The organism is Jiangella asiatica, assembly GCF_004349065.1.
Classification (GTDB): Bacteria; Actinomycetota; Actinomycetes; order Jiangellales; family Jiangellaceae; genus Jiangella; species Jiangella asiatica.
The window spans coordinates 22,909-40,446 of sequence record NZ_SMKZ01000059.1 but is presented as its reverse complement, the minus strand read 5'-3'; the positions used below and the strand labels follow the sequence as shown (position 1 = coordinate 40,446).

Sequence of the window (17,538 nt, the reverse complement as noted above, 5' to 3'; positions counted from 1 at the left end):
CGTCCGCTGACTCCCCCAGTGGTCCCGAAATGATCACGTTCAGCACGAAATCTCGTGTCGCACCATGCTTGCAAGCCTCATGAGGGTCGGGCAGGCCTGGTGATGAGACGGCTGGAGGCCTGGCGCGACGGCGGGACCAGCGAGGCCGACGGTGGCAGGTCAGCCGCGGGCGACGGTGAAGGCGACGAGGCGGGCCGCACCGGGGTCGACCGCCGCCCAGTCGCCGTCGACGGAGAAGACCGCGACCGACGAGGTCGGGAAGCCGCCGCGCGGGCGATCGCCGGCGGGAACCTGCGACGTGCCGTCGTCGAGGGCGCCGGCCAGCATGCCGATGCCCGGATTGTGCGCCACGACCATCGCACTCGAGGCCTCGACCGGTAGCGCGCGCACGAGCTCGAGCAGGTCGCCGGCGCCGGCGTAGTAGACGTCGTCGGTGACGACCGGCTCCGGCGGGTCGGCCAGCTCGGCGGCCAGCAGCCGATACGTCTGACGGGTGCGCACCGCCCCGGACACGATCGCGACCTGCGGCGACACGCCTTGCGACCGCAGCCATCGGCCGGCCACGGGTGCGTCGCGACGGCCCTGACCGGCCAGGGGACGCTCGTGGTCGGGCAGCCCGCCGGGCGACGCCGCCTTGGCGTGCCGGATCAATACCAGGGTCCTCGCCATCTACGTCAGACTAAGGGCTCCAGTAACCTGCGGCAGGATGGGGTTCACCCGCCGATTGTCGGCGTTGCCCCCATGGCCACGATCGCCCTGATCTGGTAAGGATTCGCTGTGGAGATCACCGTGCCTGAAGCCACCGTGCCAGACCTACCGCCCCCGCCGACGGAGTCCACGCCCGCGCCGCCGCCGGCGAGCTCCCGGGCTGACCTGCGCCACCGGCTCAACACCGCTACGGCCGGCTTCGAGGCTCCACTCGCCGCCATCGACATTGACGCTTGGGAGGTCAACGCCGCCGACCTGGTGCGCCGGGCCGCCGGCAAGCCGATCCGGGTCGCCAGCAAGTCGCTGCGCAGCCGGTCGCTGCTGCGCGACGTGCTGGCCCGCGACGGCTACGACGGCGTTCTCGCGCTGACGCTGGCCGAGGCGTTGTGGCTGGCTGGCACCGAGCTGAGCCGGGACGTCGTCGTCGGGTACCCCAGTGCCGACCGGCGCGGGCTGTCCCGGCTGGCCGGCGACGAGGAGCTGGCCGAGGCCGTGACGCTGATGGTCGACGACGTCGCGCAGCTCGACCTGGTCGACGCGGTGGCGCCGACCGACGGCCGCGCGGAGGTGCGGGTCTGTCTCGAGCTGGACCTGTCCTGGCGGCCGGCCGGAGGGCGGGTCCGGGTCGGCGCGAAGCGCTCCCCGCTGCACAGCGTCGACGACATCGTGCGGTTGGCGCAGGTGGTGGATTCGCGGCCGGGGTTCCGGCTGGTGGGGCTCCTGGGGTACGAGTCGCAGATCGCCGGCGTCCAGGACGCGCCGCCCGGGCACGCCTGGCGGGGCCGGCTGATCCGGTCCATGCAGCGCCGCTCGTGGTCGGAGCTGACCGAGCGGCGCATCGCCGCGGTCGAGGCCGTCCGCAAGGTCGCCGACCTGGAGTTCGTCAATGGCGGCGGCAGCGGCTCCATCGAGCGAACCGTCTCCGACCTGTCCATCACCGAGGTCACCGCCGGGTCCGGGCTGCTGGCGCCGCGGCTGTTCGACGGCTATACGAGCTTCTCGCCGCGGCCGGCCGCGTTCTTCGCGGTTCCGGTGGTGCGCCGGCCGGGGCCGGGCATCGTCACGGTCGCCGGCGGCGGCTACATCGCCAGCGGCGCGGCCGGCGAAGACCGCCTGCCGGTGCCGTGGCTGCCGGAGGGCCTGACGCTGGACCGCTCCGAGGGCGCCGGCGAGGCGCAGACGCCGCTGCTTGGTTCCCCCGCCGACGACCTCGCCATCGGCGACCGCGTCTGGTTCCGCCACGGCAAGGCCGGCGAGCTGTCCGAGCGGTTCGACTCCTACTACCTGGTGCGCGGCGAGCGGCTGGTCGACACCGTCGCCACCTACCGCGGCGACGGCAAGACGTTCCTCTGAGCCATACCCTCGAACCGTGCGCGTGGTGACGCTGGACGCCGTGGCCGGCCGCATCCGGGCGACGCCGCCGCGGCGCGGGCCGACGACGGTGGTGGCCATCGACGGACCGGCCGGCTCGGGCAAGACGACGCTGGCGGCGCGGCTGTCGACGCGGCTGGACGACGCCCCGGTGGTGCACCTGGACGACCTCTACCCCGGCTGGGACGGGCTCGCGGCCGGATCCGACGCCGTCGCCGACCAGGTGCTGCTGCCGCTGGCGGCGGGCCGCCCGGCGCGGTACCGGCGCTGGGACTGGTACGGCGACGCCTACGCGGAGTGGGTCGACGTCCCGCCGGCCCCGGTGGTCCTCGTCGAAGGCTGCGGCAGCGCGCCCACCCGCGCAGCGGCTGCCCTGGCGCTGATCATCTGGGTGGAGGCGCCGCACGACGTGCGCAAGGACCGCGGCATCGCCCGCGACGGCGACGGCTTCGGGCCGCACTGGGAGCGCTGGGCCCGCCAGGAGGACGCACTGTTCGCCGCCGAGCGCACCCGCGACCGGGCCGACCTGCGGCTGGAGACCGCGTCCCGGCTCCCCCACGATCCGGAGCTCGAGGTCGTGGTGGCCGATACGCCGGCGCACGCGGACTCGGGCCTGGGCTAGCGTTGACGGGTGCGCGTCGCCGAGCTGAACCTCTTCCCCGTCAAGTCCACCCGGCTGCGCCCCGTGGACGAGGCCGTCGTCGAGCCGTGGGGCCTCGCGCACGACCGGCGCTGGATGGTCGTCGACGCCGACGGCTACGTCGTCACCGCTCGCATCGTGCCGGCCCTGCTGTCGGTGACGGCAACGGCGCTGGGCACCGGCCGGGTGCTGCTGTCCGACCCGCACGCCGACGACCTGACGGTGGACGCGGCCGGCTGCGACGAGCTCGTCCCGGTCCAGGTGTGGCGGTCGAAGCTGGACGCGGTGCATCCCAGCCCCGAGGCCGATGCCTGGCTGTCCGGCCTGGTCGAGCGCGACGTGCGGCTGGTGTGGCTCGACGACCCCGGCCGCCGGCCCGTCGACCCGCGGTACGGCCTTCCGGCCGACCGCGTCAGCTTCGCCGACGCTTTCCCGCTGCTGATGGCCACGACGGCGTCGCTGCGGCAGCTCAACGACTGGGTCGTCGAGGAGGCACTGCTGCGCGGCGAGGCACCGCCCGACCAGCCGCTGCCGATGCGCCGGTTCCGCCCGAGCGTGGTGGTCGACGGGTCCGAGCCGTTCGCGGAGGACACCTGGCAGCGGCTGCGCGTCGGCGACGTGCCGTTCCGTGCGGCCAAGCTGTGCGACCGGTGTGTGCTGACGACGATCGACCCCGACTCACTGACCAAGGGCAAGGAGCCGCTGCGCACCCTGGCCCGGCACCGGCGCTGGGACGGCAAGGTCTGGTTCGGCCTCAACCTCGTCCCCGACGGCACCGGCGTCATCCGTGTCGGCGACGAGGTCGAGCTGCTCGCCGGCTGATCGGCACCCGGTCACTCGCCGATCCACACCTCCGCGTTGGACACCGCTGACCAGAGTTCGATCGCCAGCACGTCAGGCGCGGTGACGTACAGCCAGGCTGCCGAGCGTTGGCCGACCGCCAGCCTCCCGGTCCGCGACTCGTCGATCACCGGGTCGCCGGTCGCGTAGGACAAGTTGGTGAGCCGGTCGCATACCGCGATCTCCTCGTAGCAGATTTCGTCGTAGAAGCGCGGCACCTGGCGGATTACGAGCTCGACCTCGGTGCCGTCCTCGGCACGGTAGGTGGCCGACACGGTCCCGACCTGGTGCTCCGGGTCGGTGATCTCCACGGCGGGTTCGGTGCCGCCGGGACCCACGTAGGTGAGCGGTCCCCGGCCGATGTCTGCCTCCAGGGTCGCCCGGGCGACCGACCAGTTGGCGGCGGTGGCCTCCAGGTCGACGCCTCGGATCAGCTCCTCGGAAGGGTGCTGTGCGCCGACAGACCAGGCGGCGTCCGCCACGGCGTCCGCCTGCTCGCTGGTGAAGGCCGGCTCCGTTGGATCGCCCGCCGATTCCGCGACGGCCGGCTCGGTTATCGTGTCGGGCGCCGGCATCACGTCCCAGGTCACACCCGACGCGGCCGACCCTCCCTCGAGGAGGGTGAACTGGTGCAGCCCGTCGAACGACACGCGCCAGCGGTCCTCGGAGTCACGTCCGTCCTCGCACGAGCCTTCCTCCACCGATGGGACGGACCGCAGTTGGTCGCAGTCAAGCGGCTCCAGGTCGGGCCGTGCCTCCTGCAGGAAGACCTCCATGACCACCAGCTGACCGAACACCGTGAGGTTCAGCTGCAGCCCCAACTCACCCGGGTGCGCGGTCACGGCGATGTCGTCGGCTTCCTCTGGGAGTGCGCCGGCCACCGCCTCCCACAGCTCGGCACGGAGTGGGTCGGCGTTCACGGACGGATCCACGCTCGCGTCCGGACGCGGATCGGCCGGGGGCCGGGCCACTTGGCCGTCGACCGGACCGGGCAGGTACGACGCCACCAGAACAGCGGCTGCCGTGGCCGCCACGGCCAGTGCACCTCCAGCAGCGGTCCATCCACGACGGTTGCGCCGACGACGCGCCCGCCCGCGGGCGATGATCTCGTCCGCTGACACCTCGGGCACCGGGTCGTCGGACAGAGCCGTCCTGAACAACCCCTTCAACACCGGGTCGGTCATCGCTGCTCCTCCAGAGTCGCGAGTACCTGCGGGCCGAGGACCTGGCGCAGCCGTTCCAGGCCGCGCACAGTCTGGCTCTTGACGTTGCCGGAGCTGCAGCCGAGCAGCTCGGCGACCTGGTTGACCGAGAGGTCCTCCCAGAATCGCAGCACCAGAACCGCCCGCTGCCGGGGCGGCACCCCGGCCAGCGCCGCGAGCAGCCGGTCCCGCGTCCCGGGGTCACCGCGGTCAGCCGGATCGCCGGTACCGATCCGGTCCGGGACGGCCTCGACGGCGTGCTCGCGCCGCCACGGCCGGCGAGTGCTGTCGATGTAGGTGTTGACGAGCGTCTTGCGGGCGTAGGGCTCGTTGTCGTCGCGCCGCGTGACCCGCCGCCACACGACATAGAGCTTGACCAGCGTCTCCTGGACGAGATCCTCGGCCAGGTGCCAGTCGCCGGTCAGCAGGAACGCCGTGCGCAGCAGCCGGGTGCTGCGGGCGTCGACGAACTCGCGGAACGACGCCTCGTCGTTCGCCAGCATGTCAGCCCTCCACCGGTCACCAGGTTCTCACCCCGTCCACGGAGTGCCCTGGCTGTCCGGTTGCACGGCCTGGCCGGCGTCAATCCTCGTTCGACGCCGGAACTGCGGGCACACGATGCTGGGGAATGGCGTCCCCGATGGGTAGGTGGCGATCGGGGTCGAGGGTCGCGCCCGTCCCCACGATGAGGTCGTAGTGACCGAGGCCCAGCCCCCCGCCACCGATCATCGCCGCCTCGTCGTCGTTCATCTGCTGGAAGTAGGACACGCTCCCGACCCATGACTCGCACACCCCCGAAGCGGAGGCGGTGCAGAGGTTCTCGTAGAACCGGTCGTCCTGCCAGATCGCCAGGTCGATCCGGACATCGTCGACGGTGCGGAACTGGGCGACGATCGTCGACGGGTCGCTTGTGTAGAAACCGGTCTGAGCCAGCGGTCCCAGACCCAGGCCGTGCTCGACGGCCGACTTGATCCGCGGCCAGGCATCCCGGGCCGCCGCCGCCATGTCCCATCCGCTGACCAGCTCGGCTTCGTCGTGCTCGGCACCCACCGACCAGGCCGCCTCGGCCAGGGCGTTCGCTTCCTCGAAGGTCAGCGTGTCCGCGAAGTCGCCGACAGTGTCCGTGGCGGTGCCGACGTCGTGGATCGTCGAGCTCCATTCGACCATAGCGGCGGCAGTGCCTCCCTCGGCGACGGCGACACCCGTGTGATCGCCGGCCTGGCCGACGATGCGCCAGCGATCTTGGTCGTCGTAACCCTGCTGGCACGGGGCCCACTGCGCGACGCCGTCGGGAATCTCCGCCGGCTCGCGGCACGGCTGGAACTCCGGCAGGTCCGGCCGGGACTCCTGGAGGACGATGTCGATGGAGAAGGTCGTGTCCCCGCGCACGGCCGCGAAGTTGAGAGCGTGTTCGGTGCCGATCCCGCCCTGGGCGATGATGGAGCTCTCGAGCACCAGGTCGTCGGGCAGGACCGGTTCGACCGCCGCCCACAGCTCCTGCTCGATGACCGATCCCACGCTGACCGCGGAGTCGGTGAAGACCTCGGCGGTCTCGTCGCCACCGGACTCGGCCTGCGCCAGCTCCTCGAGTAGGCCGCTGGTCCGCTGCTCCTGAATCTTGGCGGGCGTCTCGTAGGGCCACACCTGGTTGCTGGGGTCGGACGCCGCGGGCGCGCCGTCGCCGTCGGGCAGGAGGCCGGGCACCACCAGGACGCCAGCGCCCACGACGGCGAGCAGTGCCACTCCCCCGCCGATGCGGGTGCGCCGGCGCCGGGAGCGCAGAGCACGACCGCGGGCGATGTCGTCGTCCACGGCGGGCAGCGCGCGAGGCTCGTCGGCGAGTGCCTGCGTGAACAGTTCCTTCAGCTTCGCGTCGGTCATACCGCATCCCTCAGTGCCATGAGGTCGTCGGCGCCCAGCAGCTCGCGCAGCCGTTCCAAGCCGCGCGCCGTCTGGCTCTTGACGTTGCCGGAGCTGCAGCTCAGCAGCTCCGCGACCTGCTCGACGGAGAGGTCCTCCCAGAACCGCAGCACCACCACCGCCCGTTGCCGTGCGGGCACCCGGGCCAGCGCGGCCATGAGCCGGTGGCGGGTGTCGGGCGCGCCGAGGTCGGCCGGGTCGCCGGCGCCGACCAGGTCAGGCAGGGCGTCGACGGTATGTTCGCGCCGCCACGGCCGGCGGGTGCTGTCGATGTAGGTGGTGAGCAGGGTCCTGCGGGCGTAGCCGATGGCTTCCTCGCGCCGGCGCACCCGCCGCCACGAGACGTAGAGCTTGGCCAGCGTCTCCTGCACGACGTCCTCGGCGGCGTGCCAGTCGCCCGTCAGCAGGTACGCCGTGCGCAGCAGCGCACGGCGGCGCACCGTGACGAACTCGCGATACGACGCCTCGTCGATGGCAAGCATCTACCCGCCCTCCCCCAACCGACCTCACCATAGTGACGGACGGCGGCCGGTTCCGGGTTGCATGCGCGAGAGACCCCGTGATCATCAACGGTTGGCGACGCCATGGCGTCGCCAACCGTTGATGATCACGGGGAGCAGACCGTCAGATGCGGCAGGCGAGGATGTCGGTGACGAGAATGGCGCGGGCGCCGATGGCCCACAGGTCGTCCATGACGCGCTGGGCCTCCGCGCGCGGCACCATGGCCCGCACGGCCACCCAGCCCTCGCGGTGCAGCGGCGACACCGTCGGCGACTCCAGGCCGGGGGTGAGCGCGCTGGCCTCCTCGACCCGCTCGGCGCGGATGTCGTAGTCCATCATTACGTACTCGCGCGCGACCATGACGCCGTTCAGCCGGCGCAGCAGCAGCTCGACGGCAGGCGGGCGAGCGCCGTCGGCGCGGGCCACCAGCACCGCCTCGGACTTCAGGATCGGCTCGCCGACGATCTCCAGGCCGGCCTGCCGCAGCGTCGTCCCGGTCTCGACGACGTCGGCGATGACGTCGGCGACACCGAGCTGAACGGCGGTCTCGACCGCGCCGTCCAGCCGGATCACCGCGGCGTCGACGCCGCGCTCGGCCAGGTAGGTCTCGAGCAGTCCGGCGTACGACGTGGCGACGCGCAGGCCGGCGAAGTCGGACACCTTCTCGGCGGTACCGGGGCGGGCGGCGAAGTGGAACGTCGACCCGCCGAAGCCGAGCGCCAGCACCTCCTCGGCCGGCGACCCGGAGTCCAGCAGCAGGTCGCGACCGGTGACGCCGACATCGACGGTGCCGGAGCCGACGTAGACGGCGATGTCGCGGGGACGCAGGTAGAAGAACTCGACGTTGTTGTCGGGATCGCGCAGGACGAGGTCGCGGGCGCCGTTCGTGCGCTGGCGGTAGCCCGCCTCGCGCAGCATCTCGGCGGCCGGCCCGGCCAGCGAGCCCTTGTTGGGCACGGCGATGCGCAGGGTCGTGGACATGGGAGTGACGCCTCTCAGAGCTTCTCGTACACGGCGTCGAGGGTGACGCCGCGTGCCAACATCAGGACCTGGACGTGGTAGAGCAGCTGCGAGATCTCCTCGGCGGCCCGCTCGGCACTTTCGTGCTCGGCCGCCATCCAGGCTTCGGCGGCTTCCTCCACGACCTTCTTCCCGACGTGATGGACGCCATGGCGGACCGCCTCGACCGTGCCGGAGCCGGGGTCACCGGACTCCACCTTGGCGGACAGCTCGACCCACAGGTCCTCGAAACTCTTCACGTCGCACAAGGGTACGGAAACGCGCCGCCGCGCCGCGCACGATGTTCACGGGCCGGACACGCCGGCCCGCCATCTGGACGCCGCCCAGCGGTGCGCGAGACGCTCAGGCGTAGCTGTCGCGCAGCGCCACGACGGTGGCCAGCGCGGCTTGGGTCGCCTCGTAGCCCTTGTCCTCCTTGGACCCCGGCAGGCCGGCACGAGCGAGCGCCTGCTCCTCGTCGTCGCAGGTCAGCACGCCGAATCCGACGGGGACCCCGGTGTCGACGGTGACCCGGGTCAGGCCGTCGGTGGCGGCCTGGCAGACGTAGTCGAAGTGCGGCGTCTCACCGCGCACGACCACCCCCAGGGCGACGACGGCGTCGTATCCGGCCCGGGCCAGCCGGGCCGCCGCGACCGGCAGCTCGAACGACCCCGGTACGCGAAGCACGAGCGCGTCGCGGACCTCGGCCTCCTCCAGAGCCCGGCGAGCACCGGCGACCAGCCCGTCCATGACCGTCTGATGCCACAGCGCGGCCACGACCGCGACCCGGAGGTCGCCCACGTTCTCCACGCGCAGCTCCGGCGCGCCCTCACCGCTCATGCCAGGTTCCCTTCCGCGTCACCGGCGTCGCCGGTCTCGTCCGGCCCCGACAGGTCGCCGAGGTCGTGTCCCATCCGGTCCCGCTTGGTGGTCAGGTAGCGCAGGTTCTCCGGGTTCGCCGAGACCGGCAGCGGCACCCGCTCGGCCAGCTTGAGCCCGTAGCCCTCGACGCCGGTCAGCTTGGCCGGGTTGTTCGTCATGAGCGAGATGGTGCGCACGCCGAGGTCGGCGAGGATCTGCGCGCCGGTGCCGTAGTCGCGGGCGTCCGCGGGCAGTCCCAGCTCGACGTTGGCGTCGACGGTGTCCAGCCCGCCGTCCTGCAGCTCGTAGGCCTGCAGCTTGTGCACCAGCCCGATGCCGCGGCCCTCGTGCCCGCGCAGGTAGACGACGATGCCGCGGCCGGCCCGCGCCACCAGGTCCATGGCCGCGCGCAGCTGCTGGCCGCAGTCGCAGCGCAGCGAGCCGAGCGCGTCTCCGGTCAGGCACTCCGAGTGCAGCCGCACCAGGACCGCGTCGTCGCCGACGGTCTCGGAGCTGACGTCGCCCATCACCAGTGCCACGTGCTCGGTGCCGTCGAGGACGTCGCGGTAGGCGTGCGCGGCGAAGGTGCCGTGGGCGGTGGGCAGCCGGGTGGTGGCGACCCGTTCCACCTGCCGCTCGGTGCGCCGCCGGTACCGGATGAGGTCGGCGATGGAGATCATCGCCAGGCCGTGCTCGTCGGCGAACTCGCGCAGCGCCGGCGCCCGCATCATCGAGCCGTCGTCGTGGACGATCTCGCAGAGCACCCCCGCGGGCGACAGAGCCGCCAGCCGCGCGAGGTCGACCGCGGCCTCGGTGTGCCCGGGCCGGCGCAGCACGCCACCTTCCCTGGCCCGCAGGGGGAAGACGTGGCCGGGCCGGCTGAGCTCGTACGCCTCGGTCGCGGAGTCGGCCAGTACGCGCGCCGTGTGTGCCCGCTCGGCGGCGGAGATGCCCGTGGTGATGCCGTGGCGGGCGTCGACGGAGACCGCGAAGGCCGTGCCCTTGCGGTCCTCGTTCACCGCCGTCATGGGCGGCAGCTTCAGCCGGTCCAGCTCGCTGCCGAGCATCGGCACGCAGATCACGCCCGAAGTGTGCCGGATGGTGAACCCCATCAGCTCCGGGGTGGCCCGCGCCGCGGCGAAGATCAGGTCACCCTCGTTCTCGCGGTCCTCGTCGTCGACCACGACCACGGCCTTGCCGGCCGCGACGTCGGCGATGGCCCGCTCGACGGTGTCCAGCCGCACGTCCCTCGTCGGCCCGCTCATGCCGTCGCTCCCGCGCCGAGCAGCCGTTCGACGTACTTGGCGACGACGTCGACCTCGAGGTTGACCTGGTCGCCGGGCTGCCGCCGGCCGAGCGTCGTGAGCTGCAGCGTCGTCGGGATCAGGCTCACCTCGAACCAGTCCGGGCCGAGCGCGGACACCGTCAGCGACACCCCGTCGACGGCGATGGAGCCCTTCTCGGCGATGTAGGGCATCAACCCCGGCGGCGCCTGGACCCGCACGACGTCCCAGCGCTGGCCGCGCTCGCGCGACACGACGGTGCCGACGCCGTCGACGTGGCCCTGGACGATGTGGCCACCGAGCCGATCCGACGCTCTCACCGCCCGCTCCAGGTTCACGACGTCGCCCGTCGAGAGCTTCGCGAGGGTGGTGCGGTCGAACGTCTCGCGCATGACGTCGACGGTGAACCTGTCACCGTCGACGTCGACGACGGTGAGACAGACCCCGTCGACCGCGATGGACGCGCCGTGCACGGCATCGCTGACGACCTTCGGGCCGCGGACGGTGAGCGTGCCGTCGGCCGCGTCGCCTCGGACAGCGACCAGTTCTCCCAGCTCTTCGACGATCCCGGTGAACATGCCTCACGCCTTCCTGTGTTCTCGCGGTGTTGCGGTGATCCTGATGTCGCCGCCGACGACGGCGACGTCGCTGACGTCGAGGCGGATGGCTTCGCCGATGGTGGTGACGCCGGCGCAGGCCAGCACGGCGTCGCCGGCACCGAGCAGCGCGGGCGCCACGTAGCCGACGACCCGGTCGACCAGCCCGGCCCGCCAGAACGCGCCGGCGAGCGTCGGTCCGCCTTCGAGCAGCACGTACCGCTGGCCGCGCTCGTCGAGCATGCTGAGCAGCTTGGCGAGGTCGACCCGGCCGTCGGCGCCGGCACCGACCTCGTCGGCGGTGGCGATCCAGGTGGGTGCGGAGCCGTCGCGGACTCGGGCGGTGGCGGGCGTGCGGCCGTCGCTGTCGACGACGACGCGCAGCGGCTGGCCTGGTGGCACGTGCTCGTCCGCGGGGCGGGCCGTGAGCTGGGGGTCGTCGGCGACCACCGTGCCGACCCCGGCGACGACGGTGTCGACGGACGCCCGCAGCCGGTGGACGTCGGCGCGCGCCTGTGCACCGGTGATCCAGCGGCTGGTGCCGTCCGCGGCGGCACTGCGGCCGTCGAGCGTCGCGGCGAACTTCCAGACCACGAACGGCCGGCGGGTGCGGAACGGGGTGAGCCAGCGCGCGTTCATGCGCTCGGCGTCGTCCTGGAGGACTCCGAGCTCGACATCGATGCCGTGCGCGCGCAGTGTGGCGGCCCCGCCGGCGGCGACGGGGTTCGGGTCGGCCACGGCGATCACGACCCGGCGCACCCCTGCCTCGATCAGCGCGCTCGTACACGGCCCGGTGCGGCCGGTGTGGTCGCACGGTTCCAGGGTGACCACCGCGGTGCCGCCGCGGGCCGCGTCGCCGGCGGATCGCAGGGCGACGACCTCGGCGTGTGGGCCGCCGGGGCGCTCGTGCCAGCCCTCGCCGACGACTCTGCCGGCCGCGTCGAGCACGACGCAGCCGACATCGGGGTTGGGGGGCGTGGTGAGGGCGCCGCGCGCCGCCAGCGCCACGGCCCGGCGCATCGCCGTCAGCTCGGCCTCGGTGGCCACGGCCCCTCCTCGCTCGTCTCGAGCGAGCTCCGGGGCAGGCGCGGACAGGCGCCGCGTACGGCCGAGCCGGCCGGGCGCGCATCAGGGCGCGACCAGCCGAGACGGCCGCGCGTGCTTCCTCCCATCCGGACTTTCACCGTCGGTCCCGGAGTTCCACCGGGTCAACCGGACGCCTCGTGATGACGACGGCCGGGTCGCGGACTGTCACCGCCGGTTCGGACTTTCACCGACCCCGGAGCACGCGTTGTGTCTCGTCCAGAGTAAACCGGTCCCGCTCGCGACGCATTCCCGGACCGGGTCACGACGGCCGACAGTGCTACGTCGCCGGCGTTCCGCATGAGTCCGGCTTGACCTCAAGTTTGGTTGAGGTACAAGACTGTCGCCCATGAGCACCGACATCGACGCCTCGACCACCGCCGCCGACACCGAAGCGATCAAGCAGGTGATCGCCACCGTCGAACACGCCCAGAACAACGAGCTCCCCGACGAGTTCCTCGCCCTGTTCCGACCCGACGCGATCTGGACCACGGGCGGCGGGAAGCGCCTGTTCGGCCTCGACGCGATCGCCGAGTTCACCCGTCAGGTGCTTCCCGGCGGGATGCGGGACCAGACGGTCACGTTCGAACTGGAGCACCTGCTGTTCATCCGCGCGGACGTCGCCGCCGTCAAGCTGCGTCAGGTGTACCAGACCCCCGACGGAGTGGACGTCGGCTCCCCGCTGTGGATCCTGGCGAAGGAAGAGGGCCGGTGGCTCCTGACCGCCTGCCAGAACATGGGCGTGCCCGACGACGAGGACGTCTCGCCCAACCGCCCCGTCTTCGGCACCACGAAGTAGACGTCGGCCCCGGTCAGGCGGGATCGGTCCGGTCGGCGGCGTCGGCGGCGAGGCGGCGGAGGTCCGCGATGGCCTTCGCCGCGTCGTCGGCTCCGTAGACGGCCGAGCCCGCCACGAACACGTCGGCGCCGGCGTCTGCGCAGCGCTCGATCGTCTCGCCGGACACGCCCCCGTCGACCTGGACCCAGACGTCGAGGCCGGACCGAGACACCATCTCCCGGGCCAGGCGGATCTTCGGCAGGCAGACGTCGAGGAAGCCCTGGCCGCCGAAGCCCGGCTCGACGGTCATGACCAGCAGCATGTCGATCTCGGGCAGCAGCACCTCGAACGGCTCGACCGGGGTGGCCGGCTTGAGCGCCACCCCGGCCCGGGCACCGTGCCGGCGGATCTCGCGGGCCAGCCGCACCGGCGCGGCGGCCGCCTCGGCATGGAACGTGACGTTGTGGGCGCCGGCCTCGGCGTACCCGGGCGCCCAGCGGTCCGGGTCGTCGATCATCAAGTGGCAGTCGACCGGCAGGGTGGTGCTGGCCAGGATCGCCTCGACGACCGGCAGGCCCAGCGTCAAGTTGGGCACGAAATGGTTGTCCATGACGTCGACGTGCACCAGGTCCGCGTCGCCGATGCGGGCGATCTCGGACTCGAGGTTCGCGAAATCGGCGGACAGGATGCTCGGCGCGATCTGGATACCCACGACCGCCCAGGTTACCGGTATGACGCTCAGCGATCGGTCGTGGTGCCGACACTGCCGACGGGCAGGTCGCTCAGCGCCGTGGCCGCCTCCGCGGCGGTGTGAGCCTTCGGTTGAGCTCGCAGGCGGTGTCGTGAGCGTGCCAGACTCTCGCGCATGAGATACGCCCTGTTGATCTGCAATGACGAGTCGATCTCACCGAGCATGGACGAATTGAACGCCGATCCGGTACACCAGGCTTGGTCGGCGGATCTGGACCGGCGCCGCGCCGAGTTGTACGGCGCCCGATTGCGGCCGGTCGCCAACGCGACGACGGTCCGGGTGCGCAACGGTGAAACCTTGGTGTCCGACGGCCCATTCGCGGAGACCAAGGACTTCGTCGGCGGCGTCGTATTCATCGAGTGCGCCGATCTTGACGAGGCGATCGAGATCGCCAAAGGTCACCCGTATGCCCTGCACGGGAGCGTCGAGATCCGCCCGGTTTGGGAATGACCGCTTCCGACGACGCCACGACTCCCGACGATGCGGTACGAGCCGCGGTCGACGCGGCGTATCGCGATGAATGGGGTCAGGTGGTCGCGACCCTGATCGGCATGACCCGTGATTGGGATCTGGCCGAGGATTGCGCCCAGGACGCGTTCGCGGCCGCGCTGTCGACCTGGCGCCGCGACGGCATACCGAGCCGGCCGGGCGCCTGGCTCACTACGGCCGCACGCAACCGTGCGACCGACCGGCTACGGCGCGACATGGCCGGCAAGGCAAAGCTTCGCGAGCTGGCGGTGTTGGCCCGCGATGCTCCGGACGAGCCGAATCTGGAAGAGATTCCGGACGAGCGGCTACGGTTGATCTTCACCTGCTGCCACCCGGCGCTTCCGTTCGAGGCCAGGATCGCGCTCACGCTGCGCACCCTCGCCGGGTTGACCACTCCGGAGATCGCGAAGGCGTTCCTCACCTCCGAAACCACGATGGCGCAACGGCTGGTCCGAGCCAAACGCAAGATCGCCGACGCCGGTATCCCGTACCGCGTTCCACCCGCCGAGCTGCTCCCCGAGCGACTAGCCGCGGTGCTGGCCGTACTCTATTTGATCTACAACGAGGGCTACGACCAGCAGGACGGTCGCCGGGCGCTCACGGCTGAGGCGATCCACCTTGCCAGGGTGCTCATCGGCCTGCTGCCCAACGAACCCGAGCCGCGTGGCCTGTTGGCATTGATGTTGCTCAACGAGGCGCGCCGAGCGACACGTACCAAGGACGGCATATTGGTACCGCTCGAAGATCAGGACCGGGCCAGGTGGGATCGTTCCGTGATCGAGGAGGGGATGGCGATCCTCGATCAGACGCTGACCATGCAGGGAACTGGGCCGTATCAGGTGCAGGCAGCCATCGCCGCCTGCCACGCGACCGCACCAGATATGGGAAGCACCGACTGGCCCCGGATCGCGGCACTCTATGGCGAGCTGGGCCGCCTGGCGCCGTCCCCGGTGGTCGAGCTCAACCGCGCTGTGGCGATAGCGATGGCCGACGGCATTCCTGCCGGACTCGCGCTGGTGGACGAGCTTGCCGAGTCCAGCCGCCTCGACGGATATCACCTGCTGCCCGCGACCCGCGCCGACCTGCTCCGGCGGGACGGCCGGATGGCCGAGGCCAAGCTGGCATACGAGGAGGCGCTCAGCCTGGCGCCGACCGAGGCCGAGCGCCGTTATCTGACGGGCCGCATGCACGATCTTTGAGAATTTTTCGGCGTGATGTCGATCCCGACTCGTCTTCTTCGTCGGTGGGTCAAAACCGGCGAGACGAGGAACGGACCGATGGCACAGGTAGCGACTCAACCCAGGATCATCACCGCGGCCGAACCGGCACAGCGGATCAGACGAAGCCTCGTGTTGGCCATGGCCTGTGCGGCCATGGCGATGGCAGGCCTCGACATGGCGATCGTGAACGTAGCTCTGCCATCGATGCAGCGCGAGTTCGGGGTCGAACACAGCACCCTGCAGTGGGTCGTCGTCGCGTACGGCCTGCTGCTCGGCGGTTTCCTCCTCCTCGGCGGAAGAATGGCCGACCGGCTGGGCCGCCGGCGCATCTTCATCGTCGGGCTGGCGGTCTTCACCGGCGCGTCGTTTCTGGCCGGAGCAGCGCAACAGGCCAGCGTGTTGATCGCGGCCCGCGCCGTGCAGGGTTTCGGTGCGGCGCTGATCGTCCCGGCGGCCCTGTCGTTGATCGCCGTGACGTTCGCGGAGGGACCGGAGCGTGACCGGGCCTTGGGCTTCTTCGGCGCCGTCGGCGGCATTGCCGCGTCGGTGGGCGTGGTCGCCAGTGGATTGCTGACCGCAGGACCGGGTTGGCGCTGGGCCTTCTACATCAACCTTCCGGCCGGACTGCTGTTGATCGGACTCGCGGTGGTTTTCGCTCCCGAACGGGCCGGCGACCGTAACGCACGACTCGACCTCGCCGGCGCGATCACGGTGACGGGAGGTCTGCTGCTGTGCGTTTACGCGCTGCACCATGCCGCCAGCGATGGCTGGCTTGCGGGGTCGACACTGGCGCTGTTCGCAGCGGCTGCCGTACTGCTGTCGGCGTTGGTGCGGATCGAAGCACGCACCGTGGCCCCGCTCATTCCGCCCGCAACGCTGCGGAATCGGTCGCTCGTCGCCGCCAACCTCACCGCGTTCCTGGCGAGCTGCGCGTTCCTCGCGTTCATCTTCATCGGCTCACTGCTGATGCAGCAGGCGCTGGGCTATTCGCCGATCCTGACCGGTCTGGCATGGCTGGCCACGACGGCTACCATCTTCCCGGTCGCCATGACCGGCGGCCGGCTGGCCGCCAAGGTGGGCGTGCGTCGACTTCTGATCACAGGGCTTTCGCTGTTTGCGGTCGCAGCGCTGTGGCTGGCCCGGATCCCGGGCGACGCTAGCTACGTCACCGATGTGTTGCCGGCCTTCCTGCTGGCCGGCATCGGCTTCGGACTGGTCGAGCCAGCGCTTCAGATCGGCGCCCTGACCGGCGTCTCTCAATCGGACTCGGGCCTGGCGTCCGGCCTGATCGAGACCACGCGCGAGGTCGGCGGCGCCGCCGGAGTCGCCGGGGTATCCACCGCGCTGGTCGCAGGATCCGGCATCCACGGTTTCCACACGGCCTTCGCCATCATCGCCGTCCTCACCGCCCTCGGTCTGGCGACCGCCGTCGCCGGGTTCGTCCGCGGCAAGCGGCGCGAGGAAGTCTGAAGAAGGAGACACGTCATGACGAACGAAACTGCAGACCTCGACCAGCCGGTGATCGTCGACCGGGCAACCTTCCAGGCTGAACTGGAGCAGCTGCGGACTCGTGAGAAGGCGCATAGCCGGGAGGGCGACGCCATCGCCGCGGCCCGTCGGCGGCTACCGATGGTCGAGGTCGGCGCGGGCAGCGCGCTGGTCGGACCGAACGGGCCGACCACTCTGCTGGATGCCTTCGAAGGGCGTCGCCAGCTCATCGCGTACTACTTCATGTGGCATGGGGATGCCACGACCGCCGAGGTGTGCGAGGGCTGCACGTTCTACACCGGCCAGGTTCGCGAGCTGTCCATCCTGCATTCGCGCGATACGACCTTCGCCGTGCTCTGCCAAGGGCCGTACCAGGAGAGCGTCCGCTATCGGGACTTCATGGGTTGGGATGTGCCCTGGTACTCGGCGCAGGAGTCCGTGGGGGAACTCCTGGCCGGACGTCACGTTGGCATGTTCTACCTGGTTTGCTACCTACGGAGCGGTGACCGCGTGTTCGAGACGTACTCCACCAGCGGTCGAGGCGTCGAGGCGATGGACAACAGCTACCGGCTGCTGGACCTCACCGTCTACGGCCGCCAGGAACTCTGGCAGGACTCCCCGGCCGGGTGGCCGCAAACGTGGTCGAATCCGAACCTGGAGGAGAGCAAGGGCGGGCACCCGCACCCGTACCGTCTGGACGGGCGGCCGATCGCCCAATGGGCACGACTCGAAGCCGGGCGATCGGATGACGCATCCTGAGCTATCGCCGCTTTCGTCGGGCGACGTGCGGAGTCGGGCCCGGCGCGGC

The 17,538-nt window shown here is 71.3% G+C and carries 20 protein-coding genes and 1 riboswitch; of the genes, 8 read left to right on the top strand and 12 right to left on the bottom strand.

Translation table 11 applies throughout. The annotated features are described in order from the left end of the window. Nucleotides 1-159: 159 nt before the first annotated feature. Complete coding sequence (locus tag E1269_RS27430; RefSeq protein ID WP_131900614.1) at nt 160-669, bottom strand: SixA phosphatase family protein; 510 nt, start codon at nt 667-669, stop codon at nt 160-162. A 204-nt stretch (nt 670-873) separates the two neighbouring features. Here E1269_RS27430 and E1269_RS27425 point away from each other — a divergent pair, with 204 nt between their 5' ends. From E1269_RS27425 to E1269_RS27415, 3 genes are read left to right on the top strand one after another with little or no spacing between them, the layout of a single operon-like run. Beyond that, nucleotides 874-2,061: an amino acid deaminase/aldolase gene (locus E1269_RS27425; RefSeq protein WP_131900620.1), complete on the top strand. Its 1,188-nt coding sequence runs from the start codon at nt 874-876 to the stop codon at nt 2,059-2,061. A gap of 16 nt (nt 2,062-2,077) precedes the next feature. After that, nucleotides 2,078-2,701, top strand: a complete 624-nt coding sequence (locus tag E1269_RS27420) for a nucleoside/nucleotide kinase family protein (protein ID WP_131900612.1) — start codon at nt 2,078-2,080, stop codon at nt 2,699-2,701. Nucleotides 2,702-2,710: 9 nt separating this feature from the next. After that, nucleotides 2,711-3,541, top strand: a complete 831-nt coding sequence (locus E1269_RS27415) for an MOSC domain-containing protein (protein WP_131900610.1) — start codon at nt 2,711-2,713, stop codon at nt 3,539-3,541. 11 nt (nt 3,542-3,552) lie between these two features. Here the strand turns inward: E1269_RS27415 and E1269_RS27410 are convergent, their stop codons facing one another. The 10 genes from E1269_RS27410 to ribD form a co-directional block, all read right to left on the bottom strand. After that, nucleotides 3,553-4,743 carry a hypothetical protein gene (locus tag E1269_RS27410; RefSeq protein ID WP_131900608.1) on the bottom strand — a complete coding sequence of 397 codons (1,191 nt, stop codon included), beginning with the start codon at nt 4,741-4,743 and terminating at the stop codon, nt 3,553-3,555. After that, nucleotides 4,740-5,264 (bottom strand): SigE family RNA polymerase sigma factor, encoded by a 525-nt coding sequence (locus tag E1269_RS27405; protein WP_131900606.1) that lies wholly within the window; start codon nt 5,262-5,264, stop codon nt 4,740-4,742. Before E1269_RS27405 ends, E1269_RS27410 begins: the two co-directional genes overlap by 4 nt. A gap of 79 nt (nt 5,265-5,343) precedes the next feature. Next, nucleotides 5,344-6,642, bottom strand: a complete 1,299-nt coding sequence (locus E1269_RS27400; RefSeq protein ID WP_131900604.1) for a hypothetical protein — start codon at nt 6,640-6,642, stop codon at nt 5,344-5,346. After that, nucleotides 6,639-7,163, bottom strand: a complete 525-nt coding sequence (locus tag E1269_RS27395) for a SigE family RNA polymerase sigma factor (protein WP_131900602.1) — start codon at nt 7,161-7,163, stop codon at nt 6,639-6,641. Before E1269_RS27395 ends, E1269_RS27400 begins: the two co-directional genes overlap by 4 nt. A gap of 142 nt (nt 7,164-7,305) precedes the next feature. After that, the gene (gene hisG, locus E1269_RS27390) at nt 7,306-8,163 is read right to left on the bottom strand and encodes an ATP phosphoribosyltransferase (RefSeq protein ID WP_131900600.1); all 858 of its coding nucleotides are present in this window, start codon (nt 8,161-8,163) and stop codon (nt 7,306-7,308) included. Nucleotides 8,164-8,177: 14 nt separating this feature from the next. Then, complete coding sequence (locus E1269_RS27385; RefSeq protein WP_131900598.1) at nt 8,178-8,441, bottom strand: phosphoribosyl-ATP diphosphatase; 264 nt, start codon at nt 8,439-8,441, stop codon at nt 8,178-8,180. Nucleotides 8,442-8,544: 103 nt separating this feature from the next. Continuing rightward, the gene (gene ribH / locus E1269_RS27380; protein WP_131900596.1) at nt 8,545-9,021 is read right to left on the bottom strand and encodes a 6,7-dimethyl-8-ribityllumazine synthase; all 477 of its coding nucleotides are present in this window, start codon (nt 9,019-9,021) and stop codon (nt 8,545-8,547) included. Next, nucleotides 9,018-10,307, bottom strand: coding sequence for a bifunctional 3,4-dihydroxy-2-butanone-4-phosphate synthase/GTP cyclohydrolase II (locus E1269_RS27375; protein WP_131900594.1), 1,290 nt, complete (start codon nt 10,305-10,307; stop codon nt 9,018-9,020). The genes ribH and E1269_RS27375 overlap by 4 nt, the downstream gene beginning before the upstream one ends. After that, nucleotides 10,304-10,903, bottom strand: a complete 600-nt coding sequence (locus E1269_RS27370) for a riboflavin synthase (protein WP_131900592.1) — start codon at nt 10,901-10,903, stop codon at nt 10,304-10,306. Before E1269_RS27370 ends, E1269_RS27375 begins: the two co-directional genes overlap by 4 nt. 3 nt (nt 10,904-10,906) lie before the next feature. Beyond that, nucleotides 10,907-11,941, bottom strand: a complete 1,035-nt coding sequence (gene ribD, locus E1269_RS27365; protein ID WP_420810679.1) for a bifunctional diaminohydroxyphosphoribosylaminopyrimidine deaminase/5-amino-6-(5-phosphoribosylamino)uracil reductase RibD — start codon at nt 11,939-11,941, stop codon at nt 10,907-10,909. A 134-nt stretch (nt 11,942-12,075) separates the two neighbouring features. Next, nucleotides 12,076-12,213, bottom strand: a riboswitch (FMN riboswitch). 140 nt (nt 12,214-12,353) lie between these two features. Between ribD and E1269_RS27360 the strand changes: the two genes are divergently transcribed. After that, on the top strand, nt 12,354-12,803 hold the full coding sequence (locus tag E1269_RS27360; protein ID WP_131900588.1) for an SgcJ/EcaC family oxidoreductase: 450 nt from the start codon (nt 12,354-12,356) through the stop codon (nt 12,801-12,803). A 13-nt stretch (nt 12,804-12,816) separates the two neighbouring features. Here the strand turns inward: E1269_RS27360 and rpe are convergent, their stop codons facing one another. Continuing rightward, nucleotides 12,817-13,494, bottom strand: coding sequence for a ribulose-phosphate 3-epimerase (gene rpe, locus E1269_RS27355; RefSeq protein WP_131900586.1), 678 nt, complete (start codon nt 13,492-13,494; stop codon nt 12,817-12,819). A 153-nt stretch (nt 13,495-13,647) separates the two neighbouring features. Between rpe and E1269_RS27350 the strand changes: the two genes are divergently transcribed. From E1269_RS27350 to E1269_RS27335, 4 genes are all read left to right on the top strand, one after another. Then, complete coding sequence (locus tag E1269_RS27350; RefSeq protein WP_131900584.1) at nt 13,648-13,983, top strand: YciI family protein; 336 nt, start codon at nt 13,648-13,650, stop codon at nt 13,981-13,983. Further along, complete coding sequence (locus E1269_RS27345; protein ID WP_131900582.1) at nt 13,980-15,221, top strand: RNA polymerase sigma factor; 1,242 nt, start codon at nt 13,980-13,982, stop codon at nt 15,219-15,221. The genes E1269_RS27350 and E1269_RS27345 overlap by 4 nt, the downstream gene beginning before the upstream one ends. A gap of 78 nt (nt 15,222-15,299) precedes the next feature. Beyond that, nucleotides 15,300-16,712: an MFS transporter gene (locus tag E1269_RS27340; RefSeq protein WP_131900580.1), complete on the top strand. Its 1,413-nt coding sequence runs from the start codon at nt 15,300-15,302 to the stop codon at nt 16,710-16,712. Between the two features lie 15 nt (nt 16,713-16,727). Further along, nucleotides 16,728-17,489: a DUF899 family protein gene (locus E1269_RS27335; protein ID WP_131900578.1), complete on the top strand. Its 762-nt coding sequence runs from the start codon at nt 16,728-16,730 to the stop codon at nt 17,487-17,489. Nucleotides 17,490-17,538: the final 49 nt, after the last annotated feature.

What these genes read in the sequence shown, in the direction of transcription:
- E1269_RS27430 (WP_131900614.1), bottom strand. Translation starts at nt 669, where the DNA reads ATGGCGAGGACCCTGGTATTGATCCGGCACGCCAAGGCGGCGTCGCCC.
- E1269_RS27410 (WP_131900608.1), bottom strand. Translation starts at nt 4,743, where the DNA reads ATGACCGACCCGGTGTTGAAGGGGTTGTTCAGGACGGCTCTGTCCGAC.
- E1269_RS27405 (WP_131900606.1), bottom strand. Translation starts at nt 5,264, where the DNA reads ATGCTGGCGAACGACGAGGCGTCGTTCCGCGAGTTCGTCGACGCCCGC.
- E1269_RS27400 (WP_131900604.1), bottom strand. Translation starts at nt 6,642, where the DNA reads ATGACCGACGCGAAGCTGAAGGAACTGTTCACGCAGGCACTCGCCGAC.
- E1269_RS27395 (WP_131900602.1), bottom strand. Translation starts at nt 7,163, where the DNA reads ATGCTTGCCATCGACGAGGCGTCGTATCGCGAGTTCGTCACGGTGCGC.
- hisG (WP_131900600.1), bottom strand. Translation starts at nt 8,163, where the DNA reads ATGTCCACGACCCTGCGCATCGCCGTGCCCAACAAGGGCTCGCTGGCC.
- ribH (WP_131900596.1), bottom strand. Translation starts at nt 9,021, where the DNA reads ATGAGCGGTGAGGGCGCGCCGGAGCTGCGCGTGGAGAACGTGGGCGAC.
- E1269_RS27375 (WP_131900594.1), bottom strand. Translation starts at nt 10,307, where the DNA reads ATGAGCGGGCCGACGAGGGACGTGCGGCTGGACACCGTCGAGCGGGCC.
- E1269_RS27370 (WP_131900592.1), bottom strand. Translation starts at nt 10,903, where the DNA reads ATGTTCACCGGGATCGTCGAAGAGCTGGGAGAACTGGTCGCTGTCCGA.
- ribD (WP_420810679.1), bottom strand. Translation starts at nt 11,941, where the DNA reads ATGCGCCGGGCCGTGGCGCTGGCGGCGCGCGGCGCCCTCACCACGCCC.
- E1269_RS27360 (WP_131900588.1), top strand. Translation starts at nt 12,354, where the DNA reads ATGAGCACCGACATCGACGCCTCGACCACCGCCGCCGACACCGAAGCG.
- E1269_RS27350 (WP_131900584.1), top strand. Translation starts at nt 13,648, where the DNA reads ATGAGATACGCCCTGTTGATCTGCAATGACGAGTCGATCTCACCGAGC.
- E1269_RS27345 (WP_131900582.1), top strand. Translation starts at nt 13,980, where the DNA reads ATGACCGCTTCCGACGACGCCACGACTCCCGACGATGCGGTACGAGCC.
- E1269_RS27340 (WP_131900580.1), top strand. Translation starts at nt 15,300, where the DNA reads ATGGCACAGGTAGCGACTCAACCCAGGATCATCACCGCGGCCGAACCG.
- E1269_RS27335 (WP_131900578.1), top strand. Translation starts at nt 16,728, where the DNA reads ATGACGAACGAAACTGCAGACCTCGACCAGCCGGTGATCGTCGACCGG.